Below are 15548 nucleotides of genomic sequence, written 5' to 3'. Positions count from 1 at the left end.
GGAGCCCATGCCCGAACTCGCACAAAACGAAGTGCTGGTGAGGATGCAAGCTGCGTCCGTCAACTACAAGGATAGCTTCTACCTCAACGGGGAGGATGGAACTCAACTCTCCCGCGCCACAATCCCACTTTCGGACGGCGCAGGTGAGGTCGTGGCCGTCGGCCCACTGGTCCGTCGTTTCGCGGTGGGCGACCGGGTAGTGGGAAACTTCGTCCAGGACTGGATCTATGGCCCCATCCCCTCACATGCGGTTGATTCCAGCACGACACTGGGACACGGGATCGATGGGGTCCTTGGAGAATTTAGAGCTTTCCATGAGGAGGGTTTGGTCCGACTGCCTGAGAACCTCAATTACGAGGAAGCTGCTACACTTCCATGTGCCGCGGTCACCGCCTGGAACGCAGTTCGAAATGTTCGCGCCTGGGAAACAGTGCTCATCACTGGAACAGGTGGCGTCGCCCTCTTTGCGTTGCAATTCGCAAACGCGCTTGGAGCAAAGACAATCGTTATCTCCTCTAGTGATGAAAAAATGGCCCGCGCCAAAGACGTCGGCGCCAGCCACGTCGTCAACTACAAGAACGAACCTGACTGGCACTTGCGCGCCCGCGAACTCACCGGGGGATGGGGCGTCGAGCACGTCGTCGATGCCGTCGGGCCTGACACGTTAGAGCGCTCAATCGCCGCGACAGCTCGGGAAGGCACGGTGCATTTTGTCGGTTTGATGAACCCTAAGCGAGTGCTGAACCCCATGCTCATCCTTGGCGGCACGGTCAACGTGCGCGGCGTCCGGGTCGGCTCGCGTAAGCTCTTTGAGGAAATGAATGCTTTCATCGAAAGGCGCGACATCCATCCAATTATCGGAAAGCGTTTCGCATTCGAGAGCTCACGAGACGCATTCGAACAACAGGTTCGCGGCGCGCCTTTTGGCAAGATCATCGTCGACATTGAAGGTGACCGCCAAGCCTAGACGAAAGAGTGCTTTTTCGAACTCGCGAAAATCGGGAACGCCGCGAAATGCGACCCCGACCCGTAAACTCAATCTGGATTTTGGAACGAATATGTCCTCCACAACTGAGAAGACTATCGCCGTCGTCGGCGCAACCGGCCAGCAGGGAGGGGCTGTCTTGCGCGCCCTCAAGACCGACAATGAATTCAAGACCCGTGCCCTCACTCGTCACCCCAGAGAGCATAGCGACATTGCCGACGAAGTCGTCGAGGCTGATCTTGACCGACCCGAAACTCTTATATCGGCGCTCTCAGGTGCGCACGGGCTCTTCCTCGTGACGAATTTCTGGCAAGAGGGAACCGACGAGATCAAGCAGGCAACAACCGCAATTGAGGTCGCCAAGGCGGCCGGTGTTCAACACCTAATTTGGTCGACCTTGCCGAATGTTGATACAATAAGTGGGGGTCGTTTCCACGTTCCCCATTACACCGGTAAGGCTAAAGTTGACCATATCGTGCGGTCCGCCGGATTTACGCACCACACGTTCGTAGTGCCACCTTTTTATTATCAAAATTTGTTATCGGTCATGGCGCCGCAGCAGCGTCCAGACGGTTCTTGTGGCTGGACCCTTCCGCTCAACCCGAACTCGCGCAGCATTCACATGGGCGACATCAACGAGTTCGGCGACATTGTTGCAGGGGCGTTCAGCCGTCCTGCAGAGGTAGGCAATGGACAATACTTGCCTCTTGTCGGTGACGTTCTAAGCTTCAACGAGGTGATCGATACCCTTCGGCAGCTCGAACACGAATTTTCGTTTGCCCGTGCACCGCGTGGCGTCTTTCCAGCTGAGGTGGAAGCCACTTTCGATTACTTTGAGGCGCATACCTACATGGGCACGTTCACCGTCGCTGACTTCGAGCTCGCAAACGTTGTATCTGGCAAACAGCCGACGAAGTTTGTCGCGTGGGCGCGAGAGCACTTCCGACATCCGACTGGACCGATGTAAAAGGGCTCGGCATAGGGGTTAATAACCGAGATACGGCAATGCCGATGACAACGACAACACGCCGGCGGCTTATGGCTTCCGGACGTGGCTATGTCGCTGGGCCTGGCGCACGCTCCCGGTCGTGCGGAATGCTTGGCCGTGCGCTCATGAGCGGCGAGTTCGGCTTGTAGTAGCTCCGCGATATCGTGGTTGACCTTCGACATGGTAATCAGGCGTCTCAAGTCGCGCATTCCAGCGCGCCGGCATTCAAGCTGCGGGATCTCGAGCTCCGTCTGGCCGGCGCGCGGCTGCGTGCTGGAAAGCGCCAGGATGAGAAGGTGGTCTGACCAACATTTGAATGGCCAGCACCATAAAATCGAGACAGGCTTCCGGCCTTCCCTTTCGCCCTCTTCGCGCTGCCATGCCCAGAGGTACGGGTAAGGCGGACTTTGGCGGCTCGGGGAGTCCTGTCGCAAATAACGAGGGGGGCATGGAGCCGACACCGCAGCATTTTATGGCCGAAAAGACGAGCATTAACAGGCGGAAGGACGAGGGCGTCGCTATCATGCGGCCTCCCGTTCTTTGCCTGCAGCCGGTTGAGGGCCGTGCAGGTAGGCGACAGCGCGCTGCGCATTCGCGGGCGCCTGAAAGATCGCCCGCTTGTCGTCGGAGACCACCTTCAACCACACGACTGAAAATAGGACACACGGTCCGGCCGCGGCTCCAGTTCTCGAACTAGTCCCGAAATTGGCGGAAAGGAAGCAACTCGAAGCTTCAGCTACCAGTTCTTCCCGGGCTCTCTTGCTCCGGTCTTCCGAACACCAGGTGAGGTCGCGGCCGACCGGTGCGGGAGCGCCGTCCGGTAAGCCACCTCATGACCCGGTGTCGCATAGAAGAAGCCACATCCCTGAAGCTACCAAAAAGCGGCATCTTGATATGATCCCCGGCCGGGCTGAAGAAGGCTTGGTTGCCGCCGTAGCGAACAGCTAAGGACCTAGCAAAGAACCTGGCGATGGCGGGGGTCAGACAGCGACAACGGCCGCAGCAAGATCCATTTCATCTTGCGGCGGACGCCGTTATCGCTCCTACCGACCTAGCGGAAGGTGGTGAACGCCGGCTCATCGGACAGTCAGCTTCTTGTCCGGCGGCGGATGCTTTGGTCTCAAGCCTTAACGAAGGCCAGCAGATCCTGATTGACAACCTCTGCGTGGGTCGTCAGCATGCCATGAGGATAGCCCTGGTAGACCTTCAGCTTGCCGTTCTTGAGAAGCTTAATCGATTTCAGCGCGGCATCAGCAAGCGGCACGATCTGGTCGTCGTCGCCGTGGAGCACCAGCGTTGGAATTGACATCCCCTTTAGGTCTTCCGTCTGGTCGGTTTGCGAAAACGCCTTGATGCCTTCGTAATGCGCCTTTGCGCTGCCCATCATGCCCTGACGCCACCAGTTTTGGATGACGCCCTCATATACGATCGCACCCTTGCGGTTGAAGCCATAGAAGGGCCCGGACGGAAGATCGCGGAAGAATTGGGCGCGGTTTGCCGCAAGCGCCGAACGCAAGCCGTCGAAGACTTCTAGGCGCAGGCCTTCGGGGTTGGCATCGGTCTTCAGCATCAGCGGGGGAACAGCGCTGACGAGCACGGCCTTGGCGACGCGCCCCGCAGGCTGACCGAATTTCGCCACGTAGCGGGCGACCTCCCCGCCACCTGTGGAATGGCCGATGTGAACGGCGCCCTTAAGATCGAGATGTTCGACCACAGCGTGGGCATCGGCGGCGTAGTGGTCCATGTCGTGCCCGTCGCTGACTTGCGAGGAGCGCCCGTGTCCGCGGCGGTCATGGGCCACGACACGAAAGCCGTTCTGCAGGAAAAACAGCATCTGGGCGTCCCAATCATCGGAGGAGAGCGGCCAGCCGTGGTGGAATACGATGGGTCGCGCCTCCTTTGGGCCCCAGTCCTTGTAGAAGATCTGGACGCCGTCCTGGGTTTCCACGAAGCTGCTGGTCATTGGCAATACTCCTTCTTTCGATGGTTTGGTGGTTTTGGAAAAGGCGAGCGACGGCATTGTCATCGTCGCGGAAAGGCCGGCGCCGGCCAGCAGGGCGTGCCTTCTGGTGATCGCCGGTTCAACCGAATTGTCGCTCATCGCATTGGCTCCGGTTGGGATTTACGGGGTCTGGTGCAGCGTTAGCGAGGCAACGCCGACGGCGAGGTTGAGCCCTGTGTCTCCCTCGATGGACACGGGTTGCAGCGCTACGGTCCTGGAGCTTCCGCCGACGAGGATGTGGGCGTCTGCGCCCACGCCCACGCTGGCGCCGGCGGTCACACCATCATAGGTGCCCTGCAGACCGCCCACGGATTCGCGTGTGGCGTTGTAGACCAGCCAGGCCATGCGGCCCGTTTCGACGGTTCCGACATCGAGGCCGAACTCCGTGATGCTCCCCGAGTAATGCTGGACAGGCCCGCTATCGCTCCGCCTGAACGTGCAGTGCAGGTCCTGTTTGGTGCCGACGATGACGCCAATCCCGGCAGACACATCGCAGTCCAGCAGACCGACTTCGGCACGCTCCGCGCGGGAAACGCCGGGAGCGGCGAGCATGCCAGCAGCCAGCAAATAGAAGACGGAATGTTTCATCGGGTAATCCTTTTTGGAGAAATCGGGGGTTCAGTGCGCGCGGCGCGTCGTTTCGAAAAGGAACCACACACGGCGTTCCGTTTCATCGATCCAGTTTTCAATCAGGCTGGTTGTGGCGTGGTCGTTGCAACACGAAGTCAGGGTGTGCAGTTGCCGAAGGATTGCTACTAGTTGTTTGTTGTCCTCGCGAAGTTCGGCAAGCATGTCGTCGGGCGCAACGAAATCTGCGTCATTATCGAGTAGACGCTGCAGGCGCCTGATATGGCCGACTGAGCGGACGGTCGTCCCGCCGATCTTGCGGGCCCGCTCGGCGATATCGTCCGTCATTGCGAAAATCTGCGCCCCTTGCTCGTCGAGCAGAAGGTGGTAATCGCGAAAATGCGGACCGGAGATATGCCAGTGGAAGTTCTTAGTCTTGATGTAGAGGGTAAAAACGTCCGCCAGCAACGCGGTCAGCGCGGCGGATACTTCGCGGGTCGCATCGACGCCGAGATCGGTCGGGGTGGCGAGCGGAAGCGTGCGGGTTCTGGTGGCTGTGATCGTATCCATAATCATTCTCCTTGGCGCGGTCTACTGGACAATCACGAGACGGTAGTGGTTGCGGCCGTCTGATCGGCATGGAGGATATGGAGAAGAGCGGCAGCGGCGAAATCGGCTATTCATACAGGCGGGCCAATACCTTAGTGTAGTTTTCCGAGGTGCTGGACCAAACTAGTCTTTGCCCATCGCTTCACTCCTCCCCCGGGGCGATCGGCTTGAACAAGCTGTGGGCTTCGGAGTCCTCTCCCACGTCCGGAGCCGGCCATTTTCTTGACGCACTGACGGTTCGGTAACCTATGCCCGGGTTTCGCGTTTGCCGGGTGCCGTCGCCGCTGTTTTCTTTATGGACGCGCCCGCACCCGCTGCCATTTAAGAGCCACAATCCTCAAGACGTACCGACATGAAAGATCACGCCCGGACGGTGTCGAACGGTACGACCATCACCCCGGCCGCTGGGATGCATTGAAAGCCGTTGAAAGTGCGGTCGCTCCGCCTACTGCGATAAACCTTTGCGTGTTCGTGGCAAAGCTGCGGGGCGTGGCTCGCTAACTTCGTGAAGACCCCGCTGTCCAGCGCTCAACGCATTGAGGACGCTGTTGTGGCCGCTGGATCGACGGGTATGCTGGCCGTAGCGCTTGAGCACATCGCGAGTGCGGCCGACGTAGAGGCTATTCCCGCCTCCCGAAAACATATAGATGCCCGAACCCTTAAAGTCCGGACGCAAGATTGTGTCTGTGACCGGCGCTTGAGCCATAAGAGCTTCGAATTTCGGGTCCAAGTTTTCGGTGAATGCCCGGAATGTCTCGTGCATGGTGTCCTCAATTACTGTTTACTCGAATGTCGGCGTTCGGTTACGCGCTCAGCGTCCCGAACGACGACACTAAGGCTCTTGTCTGAATTGCCTCCCTTTAAAGCCGCAGAGGAGGCGAGAGATAATGTTCACATTATCCCCATGCTCGAAACCTCCCCCACCCCGTGATCTCGCGCAGGCCGAGCAATGGCAAGTAGCCGGGTTTCACGATCGTGATGCCGGCGCCGATCGACGGGGATGGTTTTGAGCCCAAGGTTGATGGCGGCGAGATAGGCGTCGGTGGTGATGCCCGCCTCCCGGAGAATCGACGCGGAGAAGACAATCGGCCGAGCCAGGGCGCGTACTGAAGGACGGAAAGCTCGTTCCAGGCATCGAAGGCGATGATCGCCTGCAGCACCGCCGGCAGATGCTCGGCCTGGTGCCACACGCCGCGCCATTCATCGAGCCGGGCGTCCTCATCCCAGTCGAGATCATAGATCATCGGATCGGCCGGAGCCCGGCCGGGCTTCCTGGCTCGTTCGATCGCTGCCTCCGATCGGGCCAGCAGGGCATCTATGGCAGCGTAGTCGACCCCGGGCAGATCTTTGGTGTCATCACCATCATCCTCCTCCCCCTCCGCATCCATCGCAACCGCCCGTCAGGTCGCGGCGACAGTCAGCGTATCACCGGTGTCAGCAGACATAATTTCGGAGGTTTGTCGCAGCGTCCGAACGCCGTCCGCCGACAGCGCCCAATCCGGTAACTGGCCACAGATGCGACGACGGGTGCGCAGCGCATCGCGCTGAATGGTGCCCGATATATTAAGGATATCACTTATTTTATCCCAGCAGAAAACAGAAATCGCCGGCGTTCTCGGCTTTTGTGGATGCCATGCGATTTCGCGTATGAGCCCTTACGATTGAGATCTTCTTGTCAGACACAACTCGCCCGCCTTACGCTAGGCCGCTAAAGCTGCAAGTCGATTTCGATCCGTTCCACGCCGAACGTCGACCCACGGCCACATTCTGCTGACTGTCGCTAGGAAAGAAAACGCGTAGCGCCCGGCCAGTATCAGTATCGTCGCCCAGGCGGCTCAACTGTGAGCGGAAAATACGGGCAGCGCAAAACGTTAGTTCAGCGATTACCGAATTAACCTACATGATATCCGCCATCGACTGGTATAGTAACGCCGGTCACGAACGCGGCGGCATTCGAGCACAGAAACAGGATCGGTCCGACCAGATCTTCTGTTGTGCCCCATCGCTTCAATGCGGAACGCTCAGCGATCTTCTGCTCGCTTTTGGCAACCGACCACAGCGCCTTGGTCATTTCGGTCCGGTGATACCCTGGCGCGACCGCATTCACGCGTACGCCATCGCGGCCATATTTATGGGCCATCGCCCGAGTCAAGCCCACAATTCCCGTTTTGCTGGCGGTGTAGGACGGGACGCTTTCGTCGGCGAGATAGCTCAGCATCGAGGCAAAATTGACGATACTGCCGCCGCTGCGCTTGAGCAGAGGAAAGGCCGCGCGGGACAGGCGCATCGCGCTGTTGAGATTGACATCCATGACATCGAGGAAGATTTCCTCGTTCCATTCGTTGTCCGGCCGGGCGATGCCCTGGCAGTTCACGAGAACGTCGAGGCTGTCGAGGCCACCAAAAAACGCCTCGACTGCCGCGCCATCCCTGACGTCAAGCTGCTCGAACCTGATTGGGCGGGTCGTTTCCCCGCGCGCGTCGCGCAGACGCTGTTGCGAGCTGCCGGTTGCGATGACGGTCGCCCCTGCGGCGGCAAAACCATTCGCCACCGCCAGTCCGATCCCGCTCGTGCCGCCAGAAACGACGACCATCTTTTCCTTCAAGAGGTCCGGTGCGAATGCCGTTACGCCGTCCATTTTCGTTTCTCCCGTCATGCTCAGACCAGTTCCTTCAATGCTGTGAGAACGGCCGCTTCGCTGACCGGTATCGGTTCGTTGTGGATGATCTCTCCCGGACGGCACGCGCGGCGCGCCACGGTCGCCAGCTTGTCGCTTGTCGCATCCGCAATGCCGATATCGGCAAGGCGCGTCGGCAGGCGAACGCTGCGGCAGAAGTCGCGCACCTTCAGAAACTCGTCCTCGCGGCCATGAATTTTCAGGCCGGCAAGCACGCCGATCGCCACCTTCTCGCCATGCAAGTGGTGATGCACATCCTCAAGTTCGCACAGGCCGTGATGGATGGCATGGGCGGCGGCCACACCGCCCGACTCGAAACCGATCCCCGAGAGAAGGATGTTGGCCTCGACAACGCGCTCAAGCGCAGGGCCTGCCTGTCCGGCATCGCATTCTTCAAGCGCGGCAGCGCCGTATTTGAAAATGGTATCCCGGCAAAACCGCGCAATCTCGAAGGCCAGGGACACGCCCGGCATCCTCATGCAGTTGGACGCGCCGCTCTGGCGGCAGGAATCGGCTTCGTACCAGGTGGCGAGCGCATCGCCGATCCCCGCAGCCAGGAAACGGGCCGGCGCCTTGGCAATCAGCGCGGTATCGACAAGCACGAGATTGGGATTGCTCGGCAGAAATGTGTCATAGGCGACCGTGCCGTCCTCGTTGTAGATCACCGCAAGCGCGCTACAGGGCGCATCGGACGCGGCGATCGTCGGCACGATTATGACCGGCAGGCCGAGATCCCTCGCCGCGGCCTTGGTCGTATCGAGAGCCTTGCCGCCGCCAGCACCGATAATCAGCTCGGCCTGCGCATTGCGCGCAGCCGCAACCAGCGACCCGATCTCGTGCTCGGAGCATTCACCGCCATGGCGGATGAGCTTGGCTTCGACATGCCCGGACAGAGCAGCCGCAATATCCGTCTCAAGCAGATCGAAGATGCCGCGATCCAGAAGCGCCACAGCACGCTTACCGAATCCGGCCGCCTCCTGCCCCAGAAGGCCGATCGCGCCCTTGGCCTGAATATAGCGGCCGGGAAACCGTGCGCCGCGCGGCGTGATGTCCGGTGCAGATTCTACCAACATACGTAACCTCCATCGGCCAGAACGATAGAACCGGTCATCAGACTGGAGGCATCGCTAGCAAGGAACAGGATGACCGAAGCGACTTCATCGGTGCGCCCCAGACGGTTCATCGGCGTACCGCCGACCCAGTGCCGGTACATCTCGGCATCTTCGTAGACATATTTGTTCATCTCGGTATCGATGTAGGTCGGCGCGACCGAATTGACGCGTACGCCGCGCGCACCCCATTCGGCCGCCAGCGATTTCGTCAGATGATGGACAGCAGCCTTCGAGGCGTTGTAATTCGCCTGCTCCTGCGGGCGATTGACGATAAAGCCGGACATCGATCCGACATTGACGATGCTGCCGCCGCCTTTTTCGAGCATCGACTTGCCGAAGGCACGGCAGCACCAGAAGACACCGTTGAGATTGACGTCGATCACCTTGTTCCAGACGTCGTCGGCCATCGTTTCGGCCGGGTGGTTGCTGATGGCGATGCCGGCGTTGTTGACCAGGATATCGACACGGCCATGACGCGCCATGATCGCATCATGGACCGCCTGCACCCTGCCCGCATCCGTGACATCGAGTACTTCGCTATCGACCTTTTTATAGCCCTTGGCCGACAACTCCGCCTTGGCGGTCGCCAGCAGATCGCCGTTCATATCGGTCAGCACGACGGTCGCGCCCGCTTCGGCGAGCGCTTCGGCTGCGGCAAGGCCGATGCCGCGGCCGGCGCCGGTGACGACGGCAAACTTGCCGGTAAGCTTGAACTTATCGAGATACATGCGATGCATCCTTGATGCTTTTGGTGGTGTGGTTTTCATTAAGACGAGCGGCGAGCGTCGCCGCGAGGTCATGCGGGGCCGCAACGATCGTGTCCTCGGGAAAGACAAGATCGTCCCGATGCGGTTCAGGCCAGCCTATGACCATCATGCCGGCGGCATGGCCAGCAGTCGCACCCGGAATGCTGTCCTCGACGACGATGCAATCCGCAGGATCGATACCGAGCAGGTAGGCGGCCCGCAAAAACGGCTCGGGATCGGGCTTGCCCCGGCGGACATCGCTGCGGCTGACGGAAATCAACCCTGGGCTTTGCAGGCCGACGGCCCGCAGATTGGCGTCGACGATCATCCTGTCGGAATTGGAGACGATCGCGAAAGGTACCGAATTATCGGCGAGCAGCGCCAGCGCCGCATCCGCGCCGCGGCGCCTGTGCAGTGTGGGCGCTGCCTCGAGATAGGACCGATATTTCGCCCCGGTGTATTCGGAAAGCGATGGCTTGAAGCCGATCGTTTGCTGCAGCAGGGCGTGGCAGTCGGCGCCGCTCATGCCCGTCAGGACATTCGCAAACTCCTCCGGCAGCACATAGCCCATCGCGGTCACTGCCCGCGACATGGCGTCGAAATGCAGCGGTTCGCTGTCGACCAGCGTTCCGTCCATGTCGAAGAGTACGGCGCGGCGGGTCATTGCGGCAACCTGTCGAGATCGTCGTAGAGCGCCTGGCTATGCGCATAGAGCTTCTCGAAGAACTGCTGCATCGGCCGGTAGACATCCATCCAGCGCGGGTCCGGCAGGATTTCTTCCGAATAGCGAACATAGGCGTCGGCCGCGTGTCGGACGGTCCCGTATTGCCCCGTCGCCGTGGCAGCCATGATCGCGCAACCAATCAGGCCGCATTCCGGTTCTTCCGGCACCAGGATAGGGATGCCATAGACGCTTGCCTTGATCTTCATCCAGAGCTTGGTCTTGGCGCCGCCGCCCGACGCGATCACCCGCTCGAGCGGCGCCCCGGAAATGCGGTCGAGAATGTTGATGTGGCGCTTGACGGCGAACGCCACGCCCTCGAGAACGGCACGGTGGATGTGGGCAAGCCCATGGGCGGCGCCGATGCCGAAAAACTGGGCACGGGCGTTGCGATGATCACCCAGCCGTTCGCCGGCAAGATAGGGCATGAAGAACAGGCGTTCGGAGCCGGCAGGCGCTTCGGCGGCTTTGGTGACGATTTCCTCGTATGAAGCCTGTTTCTCGTGGAAGGCACGGCGGGCCCAGCGCATCGCGTCGCCGCCGGATTCCAGAAGCATGAAGGCGCCCCAGTTGCCATCGACGGTCCCGACATTGCAGACCGAGGGATCGAGAAGCGGCTGGCTGGCGATCGCGGTGATGATCGCCGACGTTCCCATGACCTCCGAGCCGATGCCCGGGCGGCAGACGCCGGAACCGAGCAGAGCGACGGGGTAATCGGCACCGCCGACCAGAACCGGGGTCCCTTCGCGAAGGCCGGTTTCCGTCGCCGCCTTGCCGGTGACATGGCCGAGGATCTCGACCGGATCGCGAAGCGGGGGAAGCTTTTCAACGTCGAGGCCGAGCAGCGCGATCATCTTCGGCGACCATTGTCCCGTCCGGGGATCCATCAGGAAGCTGGCGCCGCCATCATTGCGATCCATGGCGATCTCGCCGGTGAGGCGCAGATTGATGTAGTCCTTGGACATCAGCACCGCGGCCGCCCTGCCATAGGCGGCCGGATCGTTGTCGCGCAGCCATTGCAGCTTGAACCCGGGCCAGGCTGGCGCCGGCGGGTTCGCGCTGTCGGCGAGATAGCCTTCCGGCGCATGGGTGCGCTCGAACGCCGTCACGTAGTTGACGGTCCGCTTGTCGTTCCAAAGCGGCGCCGTGTCGCGCGTCAGTTCTCCGTGTTGATCGACGAGAACCGTGCCGTGCATCTGGCCGCATGCGGCCACCACGGCAATTCTCGACCGTGCGTCCGGTATCGTTTCAAGAACATCCCGGATGGCCTGCGCGACACCGTGCCACCAATCGCGCGGCCGCTGTTCGGACCAGCCGAACTGGGGAACGATCTGTTCGTGTTCACGGCTCGCGACCGAGAGTATCTTGCCTTTGGTGTCGACCAGTGCGGCACGAACGCTGCCGGTGCCGACATCGATGGCGAGAAAGAGATCTTGAGACATTGGGGTCCATTCCCGGCAAGAGGCGCGATGCTACTTGCGGAACCAGTTCGAGGCATATTGCAGGAGCATCGCACCGATGATGATGCAGCCCATGAAGACCTGCTGATGATAGCCGGGAACGCGGGCGAGGTTCATCATATTAGCGATGATGCCGAGTACAAGTACACCGATGAAAGTATTGAGGACACCGCCTCGGCCGCCCATCAGGCTCGCGCCGCCGATGACGACGGCCGCGATGGCGTCGAGTTCGGCGCCGACGCCGATATTGGCCGATCCGATGCCTGTACGGCTGGTCGAAACGATGCCGGCTGCAGCGGCGAGAACGCCGGAGATGACATAGACGGCCGTCGTGTAATAGGCGACCGGAATACCGGAAAGCCTGACCGCCTCGACATTCGAACCGATTGCCTTGACCAGGCGTCCGAAGCGCGTGAAGACCAGCACGGTCCCGGCAACCACGAAGACGACGGCCATCAGAACGACCGGATAAGGAATGGTGGCGATCAAACCGGATCCGAAGCTGGTGATGAAGCTTCCGGCATCACCCATCTGGATCGGCTGTCCGCCGGATATGATCAGAGACAGACCGCGGGCAACCGTCATCATCGCAAGCGTCGTCACGAATGGCGGCAATTTCAGGAAAGCGATCAGGCTGCCGGAAACAAGGCCGCAGGCCGCACCGGCGAGCAGAGCGCCGGCGATCGAAACGCCCGTGCCGTAATCCTGGATGAGGATGGCCGACAGGATGCTGCCGAGCGCAGCGACCGAGCCGACTGACAGGTCGATGCCCCGCGTCAGGATGACGAACAACATGCCGATCGCCATCAGGCTAGTGCCGGCGCTTTGCCGGAGCACATTGATGATGTTGCGTTGTGTCAGGAACACGTCCGACATCGAGGTTGCCACGATCAGCAGGGCGATCAGGATCGCCAATGTTCCGTAGCGATGCAGGATGTTGCTGATATTGAGCGAGCTTGGATGGCGGGCTGTTTCGGTCAAATCGGTCACGGCGTTACCCAATCAGTTGGTCGCGAGGGCTTCAGCCTGCGTGACGGTATTGACCATCGCGAGCTTCAGCAGTTTTTCTTCGGTGTAATTTTCTGGTTCGAGCGAGCCCGTCAGTTCGCCTTCGCGCATGACGAGGATCCGGTCGCACAGCCCAAAAAGTTCGATATGTTCGGAGGAGATCACCAGAACGGCGCGGCCTTCGGCGGCCAGCGACTTGATCAGCGCATAGATCTCAGTCTTGGCGCCGACATCGACGCCCCGGGTCGGCTCGTCGAAGATCAGCAGATCGCCGCCGGCGTGAAACCATTTTGCCAGAACGACCTTCTGCTGGTTTCCGCCCGATAGGCTCGATGCGGGATCATTGAGGCTGCCGGCCTTGATGCGCAGACGAGATGCAAGCGTCTGCACCGTCGTCATCTCGGCCGAGCGGCGGACGAAACCCAAGGCGTTCACCAGTGGCGCCAGCTTGGACATCGTGGCGTTGACGCGTATCGGGAAGTCGAGAACGAGCCCCTGCTCCTTGCGGCTTTCCGGCACAAGCCCGATGCCGGCCCTCACCGCATCACACGGGGTGTTGATGCGCACCTGCTTGCCATGCAGGAAGATACTACCCGAGGCAGCCTTCTGGGCGCCGAAAATCATCCGGACCAGTTCCGTCCGTCCGGCACCGACAAGCCCGCCGAGACCGACGATCTCCCCTGCCCGCACGCTGAGCGAAATATCGCGGATGCGGGCGCCGTCGGAAAGCTTCTCGACGCGAAGAACTTCGCTTCCGATCGTACGCTCGACATCCTCGCCGAACAGGGCTTTGAGCGATCTGCCGACCATCATGCGAATGACATCGTCGACTTCGAAGTCCTTGCGTTGGACCGTCGAGATCGATGCGCCGTCCTTCATCACGGTGATGCGATCGGCGATGCGAAACACTTCGTCCAGCCGGTGGGAAATGTAGATGATGCCGACGCCGCGTTCGCGCAGCGTGCGGATGATGCCAAGCAGGCGCTCCGCGTCGCGGACGGACAGAACCGCGGTCGGCTCGTCGAAGACCATGACGCTGGCATTGCGCGACAGCGCCTTGGCGATCTCGACGACCTGCTGATGAGCGACCGACAGATCGGACACGGTCGCCGAGGGCGAAATGGAGAAGCCGAGACTGGAAATCAGTTCTGCAGCCCGGCGGTTGAGATCGCGCCAGGAAATGACCGAGGGGATCTCGGCAAGAAAGATGTTTTCGGCAACCGTCAGATCGGTCGCCAGCGCCATCTCCTGGTGGATGATGGCAATGCCCTTGTCCAGAGCGTCGGTCGGACCACGGAACTGCTGCTCCTCGCCGCGGATAATGACGCTTCCGGCTTCGGGAATGTATTCCCCGCCCAGTACGCGCATCAGCGTGGATTTGCCGGCGCCGTTTTCGCCGAGAAGCGCGTGCACCTCGCCGGCGCGCAGCGCGAAATCGACCCCTTGCAGCGCGCGCACCCCACCGAAGGATTTACGAATGCCGGCCAGTTCTACCAGAGTTTCCATATGCAACATCTCATCATGAGTGACGGCAGGATCCATCCGATCCTGACAGCCGCAAGAGGCTGCGTGCGAGTCACAAATGCAACAAGTGCGACCGGCGGCTTTCGCTGCCGGCCGCTGGGAGGATCGGCTCTTAGAATACCGCGTCCTTCTTGAGATACTTGTCGACGTTGTCCTTGGTGATTGCCGTCGGCGTCGTGTAGGTGATCTTCGAAATATCCTTCGGAAGGCTTCCGTCGATTGCCTTCTTTGCGAGATCGACCGCGGTCGACGCGACGAGCGCCGGATCGTTCAGTCCGGTTGCGCCGTACTTGCCGTCCTTGATTTCCTGCAGCGCTTCCTTCTGGCCATCGGCAGCCGCCAGGAATAGGACGCCGTCGGTGCGGTTGGCCTGTTCCATCGCCTTCTGGGCGCCGAGGACCATCGAGTCGTTTTCGCCGAGAACCACGTTGATGTTGGGGTTTGCCGTCAGGAGGTCTTCCATGGCCTTGAGGCCGCCTTCGTTACCCCATGCGCCCCAGCCCTGGCCGACGACTTCGAAACGGGCACGACCCTCGTTGCGCAACTGACCTTCGAGCAGACCGGCAAGCACGCCCAACCGGCGCTCCTGGCCGACCTCATTGCCCTTGTCGCCGGAAATCAGCGCAATCTTCAGATCCTTGCCCTTGGTATTGTCGGCAAGCCACTGGCCGACCAGCAGGCCGTTCTGCGAATTCGACGACTGCACGAGCGTCACGAAATTCGCCTGCGGATCGATGGTCGAGTCGATGACGAAAACCTTCACGCCGGCTGCGGTCGCAGCGTTGACCGCAGGAACGAGGCCCTTGCTGTCGCGCGGGTTGATGATCAGCGCATGGATGCCCTGCGCAACCATGTCCTCGACGTCGGCGACCTGCTTGTTCAGGTCGTTCTGGCCGTCCACGGAGATGACTTCGCATCCGAGTTCCGTCGCATGCTTCTTTGCCGAGACTTCCTGTGCTGCAAAATAAGGCGCGTCCAGGGTCTTCATGGAAATACCGATCTTGCAATCGGCGGCGTTTGCTGCGGACATGGCCAGCAGGGACACAGCCGCGCCGAGCGCGAGCTTCACAACTGTTTTCTTCATTTCTCTTCTCCTCCAGATAGGCGCGAAATTCGCGAGCCAGTTTGTATTGGCTGTTATGTAGCGTA

Annotated in this window: 15 protein-coding genes and 2 pseudogenes; 3 read left to right on the top strand and 14 right to left on the bottom strand. The window is 60.6% G+C overall.

What is annotated here, in order from left to right; genetic code table 11:
- Nucleotides 1-7 precede the first annotated feature (7 nt).
- Nucleotides 8-967: an NAD(P)-dependent alcohol dehydrogenase gene (locus FHT76_RS36250; protein ID WP_259186457.1), complete on the top strand. Its 960-nt coding sequence runs from the start codon at nucleotides 8-10 to the stop codon at nucleotides 965-967.
- On the top strand, nucleotides 951-1952 hold the full coding sequence (locus tag FHT76_RS36245; RefSeq protein ID WP_259131566.1) for an NmrA/HSCARG family protein: 1002 nt from the start codon (nucleotides 951-953) through the stop codon (nucleotides 1950-1952). Before FHT76_RS36250 ends, FHT76_RS36245 begins: the two co-directional genes overlap by 17 nt.
- A 542-nt stretch (nucleotides 1953-2494) precedes the next feature.
- On the opposite strand, the gene FHT76_RS41510 is transcribed toward FHT76_RS36245, so the two are convergent.
- From FHT76_RS41510 to FHT76_RS36220, 6 genes and pseudogenes are all read right to left on the bottom strand, one after another.
- Nucleotides 2495-2716, bottom strand: coding sequence for a hypothetical protein (locus FHT76_RS41510; RefSeq protein ID WP_405049332.1), 222 nt, complete (start codon nucleotides 2714-2716; stop codon nucleotides 2495-2497).
- Nucleotides 2706-2945, bottom strand: a complete 240-nt coding sequence (locus FHT76_RS36240) for a zincin-like metallopeptidase domain-containing protein (RefSeq protein WP_259131608.1) — start codon at nucleotides 2943-2945, stop codon at nucleotides 2706-2708. Before FHT76_RS36240 ends, FHT76_RS41510 begins: the two co-directional genes overlap by 11 nt.
- A gap of 148 nt (nucleotides 2946-3093) precedes the next feature.
- The gene (locus FHT76_RS36235) at nucleotides 3094-4074 is read right to left on the bottom strand and encodes an alpha/beta fold hydrolase (RefSeq protein WP_183758660.1); all 981 of its coding nucleotides are present in this window, start codon (nucleotides 4072-4074) and stop codon (nucleotides 3094-3096) included.
- Between the two features lie 21 nt (nucleotides 4075-4095).
- Complete coding sequence (locus FHT76_RS36230; RefSeq protein WP_183758657.1) at nucleotides 4096-4563, bottom strand: DUF992 domain-containing protein; 468 nt, start codon at nucleotides 4561-4563, stop codon at nucleotides 4096-4098.
- A gap of 30 nt (nucleotides 4564-4593) precedes the next feature.
- A complete protein-coding gene (locus FHT76_RS36225) occupies nucleotides 4594-5112 on the bottom strand; it encodes a Dps family protein (RefSeq protein WP_183758655.1) in 519 nt (172 codons plus the stop codon).
- Nucleotides 5113-6048: 936 nt separating this feature from the next.
- Nucleotides 6049-6704: pseudogene (locus tag FHT76_RS36220) on the bottom strand (DUF1612 domain-containing protein); the annotation flags it as partial.
- A gap of 2 nt (nucleotides 6705-6706) precedes the next feature.
- Between FHT76_RS36220 and FHT76_RS36215 the strand changes: the two are divergent.
- A pseudogene (locus FHT76_RS36215) lies at nucleotides 6707-6802 on the top strand (LysR family transcriptional regulator); the annotation flags it as partial.
- A 240-nt stretch (nucleotides 6803-7042) separates the two neighbouring features.
- On the opposite strand, the gene FHT76_RS36210 reads toward FHT76_RS36215, so the two are convergent.
- From FHT76_RS36210 to FHT76_RS36175, 8 genes are all read right to left on the bottom strand, one after another.
- Nucleotides 7043-7789, bottom strand: coding sequence for an SDR family NAD(P)-dependent oxidoreductase (locus FHT76_RS36210; RefSeq protein WP_183758653.1), 747 nt, complete (start codon nucleotides 7787-7789; stop codon nucleotides 7043-7045).
- Between the two features lie 20 nt (nucleotides 7790-7809).
- Nucleotides 7810-8901, bottom strand: coding sequence for a glycerol dehydrogenase (locus FHT76_RS36205; protein WP_183758651.1), 1092 nt, complete (start codon nucleotides 8899-8901; stop codon nucleotides 7810-7812).
- Nucleotides 8892-9668, bottom strand: coding sequence for an SDR family NAD(P)-dependent oxidoreductase (locus tag FHT76_RS36200; protein ID WP_183758649.1), 777 nt, complete (start codon nucleotides 9666-9668; stop codon nucleotides 8892-8894). The genes FHT76_RS36205 and FHT76_RS36200 overlap by 10 nt, the downstream gene beginning before the upstream one ends.
- On the bottom strand, nucleotides 9655-10350 hold the full coding sequence (locus FHT76_RS36195; protein ID WP_183758647.1) for an HAD family phosphatase: 696 nt from the start codon (nucleotides 10348-10350) through the stop codon (nucleotides 9655-9657). Before FHT76_RS36195 ends, FHT76_RS36200 begins: the two co-directional genes overlap by 14 nt.
- A complete protein-coding gene (locus tag FHT76_RS36190; protein ID WP_183758645.1) occupies nucleotides 10347-11849 on the bottom strand; it encodes an FGGY-family carbohydrate kinase in 1503 nt (500 codons plus the stop codon). Before FHT76_RS36190 ends, FHT76_RS36195 begins: the two co-directional genes overlap by 4 nt.
- Before the next feature lie 30 nt (nucleotides 11850-11879).
- Complete coding sequence (locus FHT76_RS36185) at nucleotides 11880-12857, bottom strand: ABC transporter permease (RefSeq protein ID WP_405049331.1); 978 nt, start codon at nucleotides 12855-12857, stop codon at nucleotides 11880-11882.
- A gap of 12 nt (nucleotides 12858-12869) precedes the next feature.
- Entirely contained in the window at nucleotides 12870-14381 is a 1512-nt protein-coding gene (locus FHT76_RS36180; RefSeq protein ID WP_183758643.1) for a sugar ABC transporter ATP-binding protein, read from the bottom strand.
- 130 nt (nucleotides 14382-14511) lie between these two features.
- Nucleotides 14512-15483: a substrate-binding domain-containing protein gene (locus FHT76_RS36175; RefSeq protein ID WP_183758641.1), complete on the bottom strand. Its 972-nt coding sequence runs from the start codon at nucleotides 15481-15483 to the stop codon at nucleotides 14512-14514.
- Nucleotides 15484-15548: the final 65 nt, after the last annotated feature.

The organism is Rhizobium sp. BK176, from assembly GCF_024808055.1.
The sequence above is the reverse complement of the archived record's forward strand: the minus strand, read 5'-3'. Positions and strand labels throughout refer to the sequence as shown.

Excerpts from the sequence above, each read along its gene's own strand:
- FHT76_RS36180 (WP_183758643.1), bottom strand. The coding sequence starts at position 14,381 with ATGGAAACTCTGGTAGAACTGGCCGGCATTCGTAAATCCTTCGGTGGG.
- FHT76_RS36195 (WP_183758647.1), bottom strand. The coding sequence starts at position 10,350 with ATGACCCGCCGCGCCGTACTCTTCGACATGGACGGAACGCTGGTCGAC.
- FHT76_RS36250 (WP_259186457.1), top strand. The coding sequence starts at position 8 with ATGCCCGAACTCGCACAAAACGAAGTGCTGGTGAGGATGCAAGCTGCG.
- FHT76_RS36200 (WP_183758649.1), bottom strand. The coding sequence starts at position 9,668 with ATGTATCTCGATAAGTTCAAGCTTACCGGCAAGTTTGCCGTCGTCACC.
- FHT76_RS36225 (WP_183758655.1), bottom strand. The coding sequence starts at position 5,112 with ATGGATACGATCACAGCCACCAGAACCCGCACGCTTCCGCTCGCCACC.
- FHT76_RS36235 (WP_183758660.1), bottom strand. The coding sequence starts at position 4,074 with ATGAGCGACAATTCGGTTGAACCGGCGATCACCAGAAGGCACGCCCTG.
- FHT76_RS36175 (WP_183758641.1), bottom strand. The coding sequence starts at position 15,483 with ATGAAGAAAACAGTTGTGAAGCTCGCGCTCGGCGCGGCTGTGTCCCTG.
- FHT76_RS36190 (WP_183758645.1), bottom strand. The coding sequence starts at position 11,849 with ATGTCTCAAGATCTCTTTCTCGCCATCGATGTCGGCACCGGCAGCGTT.
- FHT76_RS36230 (WP_183758657.1), bottom strand. The coding sequence starts at position 4,563 with ATGAAACATTCCGTCTTCTATTTGCTGGCTGCTGGCATGCTCGCCGCT.
- FHT76_RS36210 (WP_183758653.1), bottom strand. The coding sequence starts at position 7,789 with ATGGACGGCGTAACGGCATTCGCACCGGACCTCTTGAAGGAAAAGATG.
- FHT76_RS36205 (WP_183758651.1), bottom strand. The coding sequence starts at position 8,901 with ATGTTGGTAGAATCTGCACCGGACATCACGCCGCGCGGCGCACGGTTT.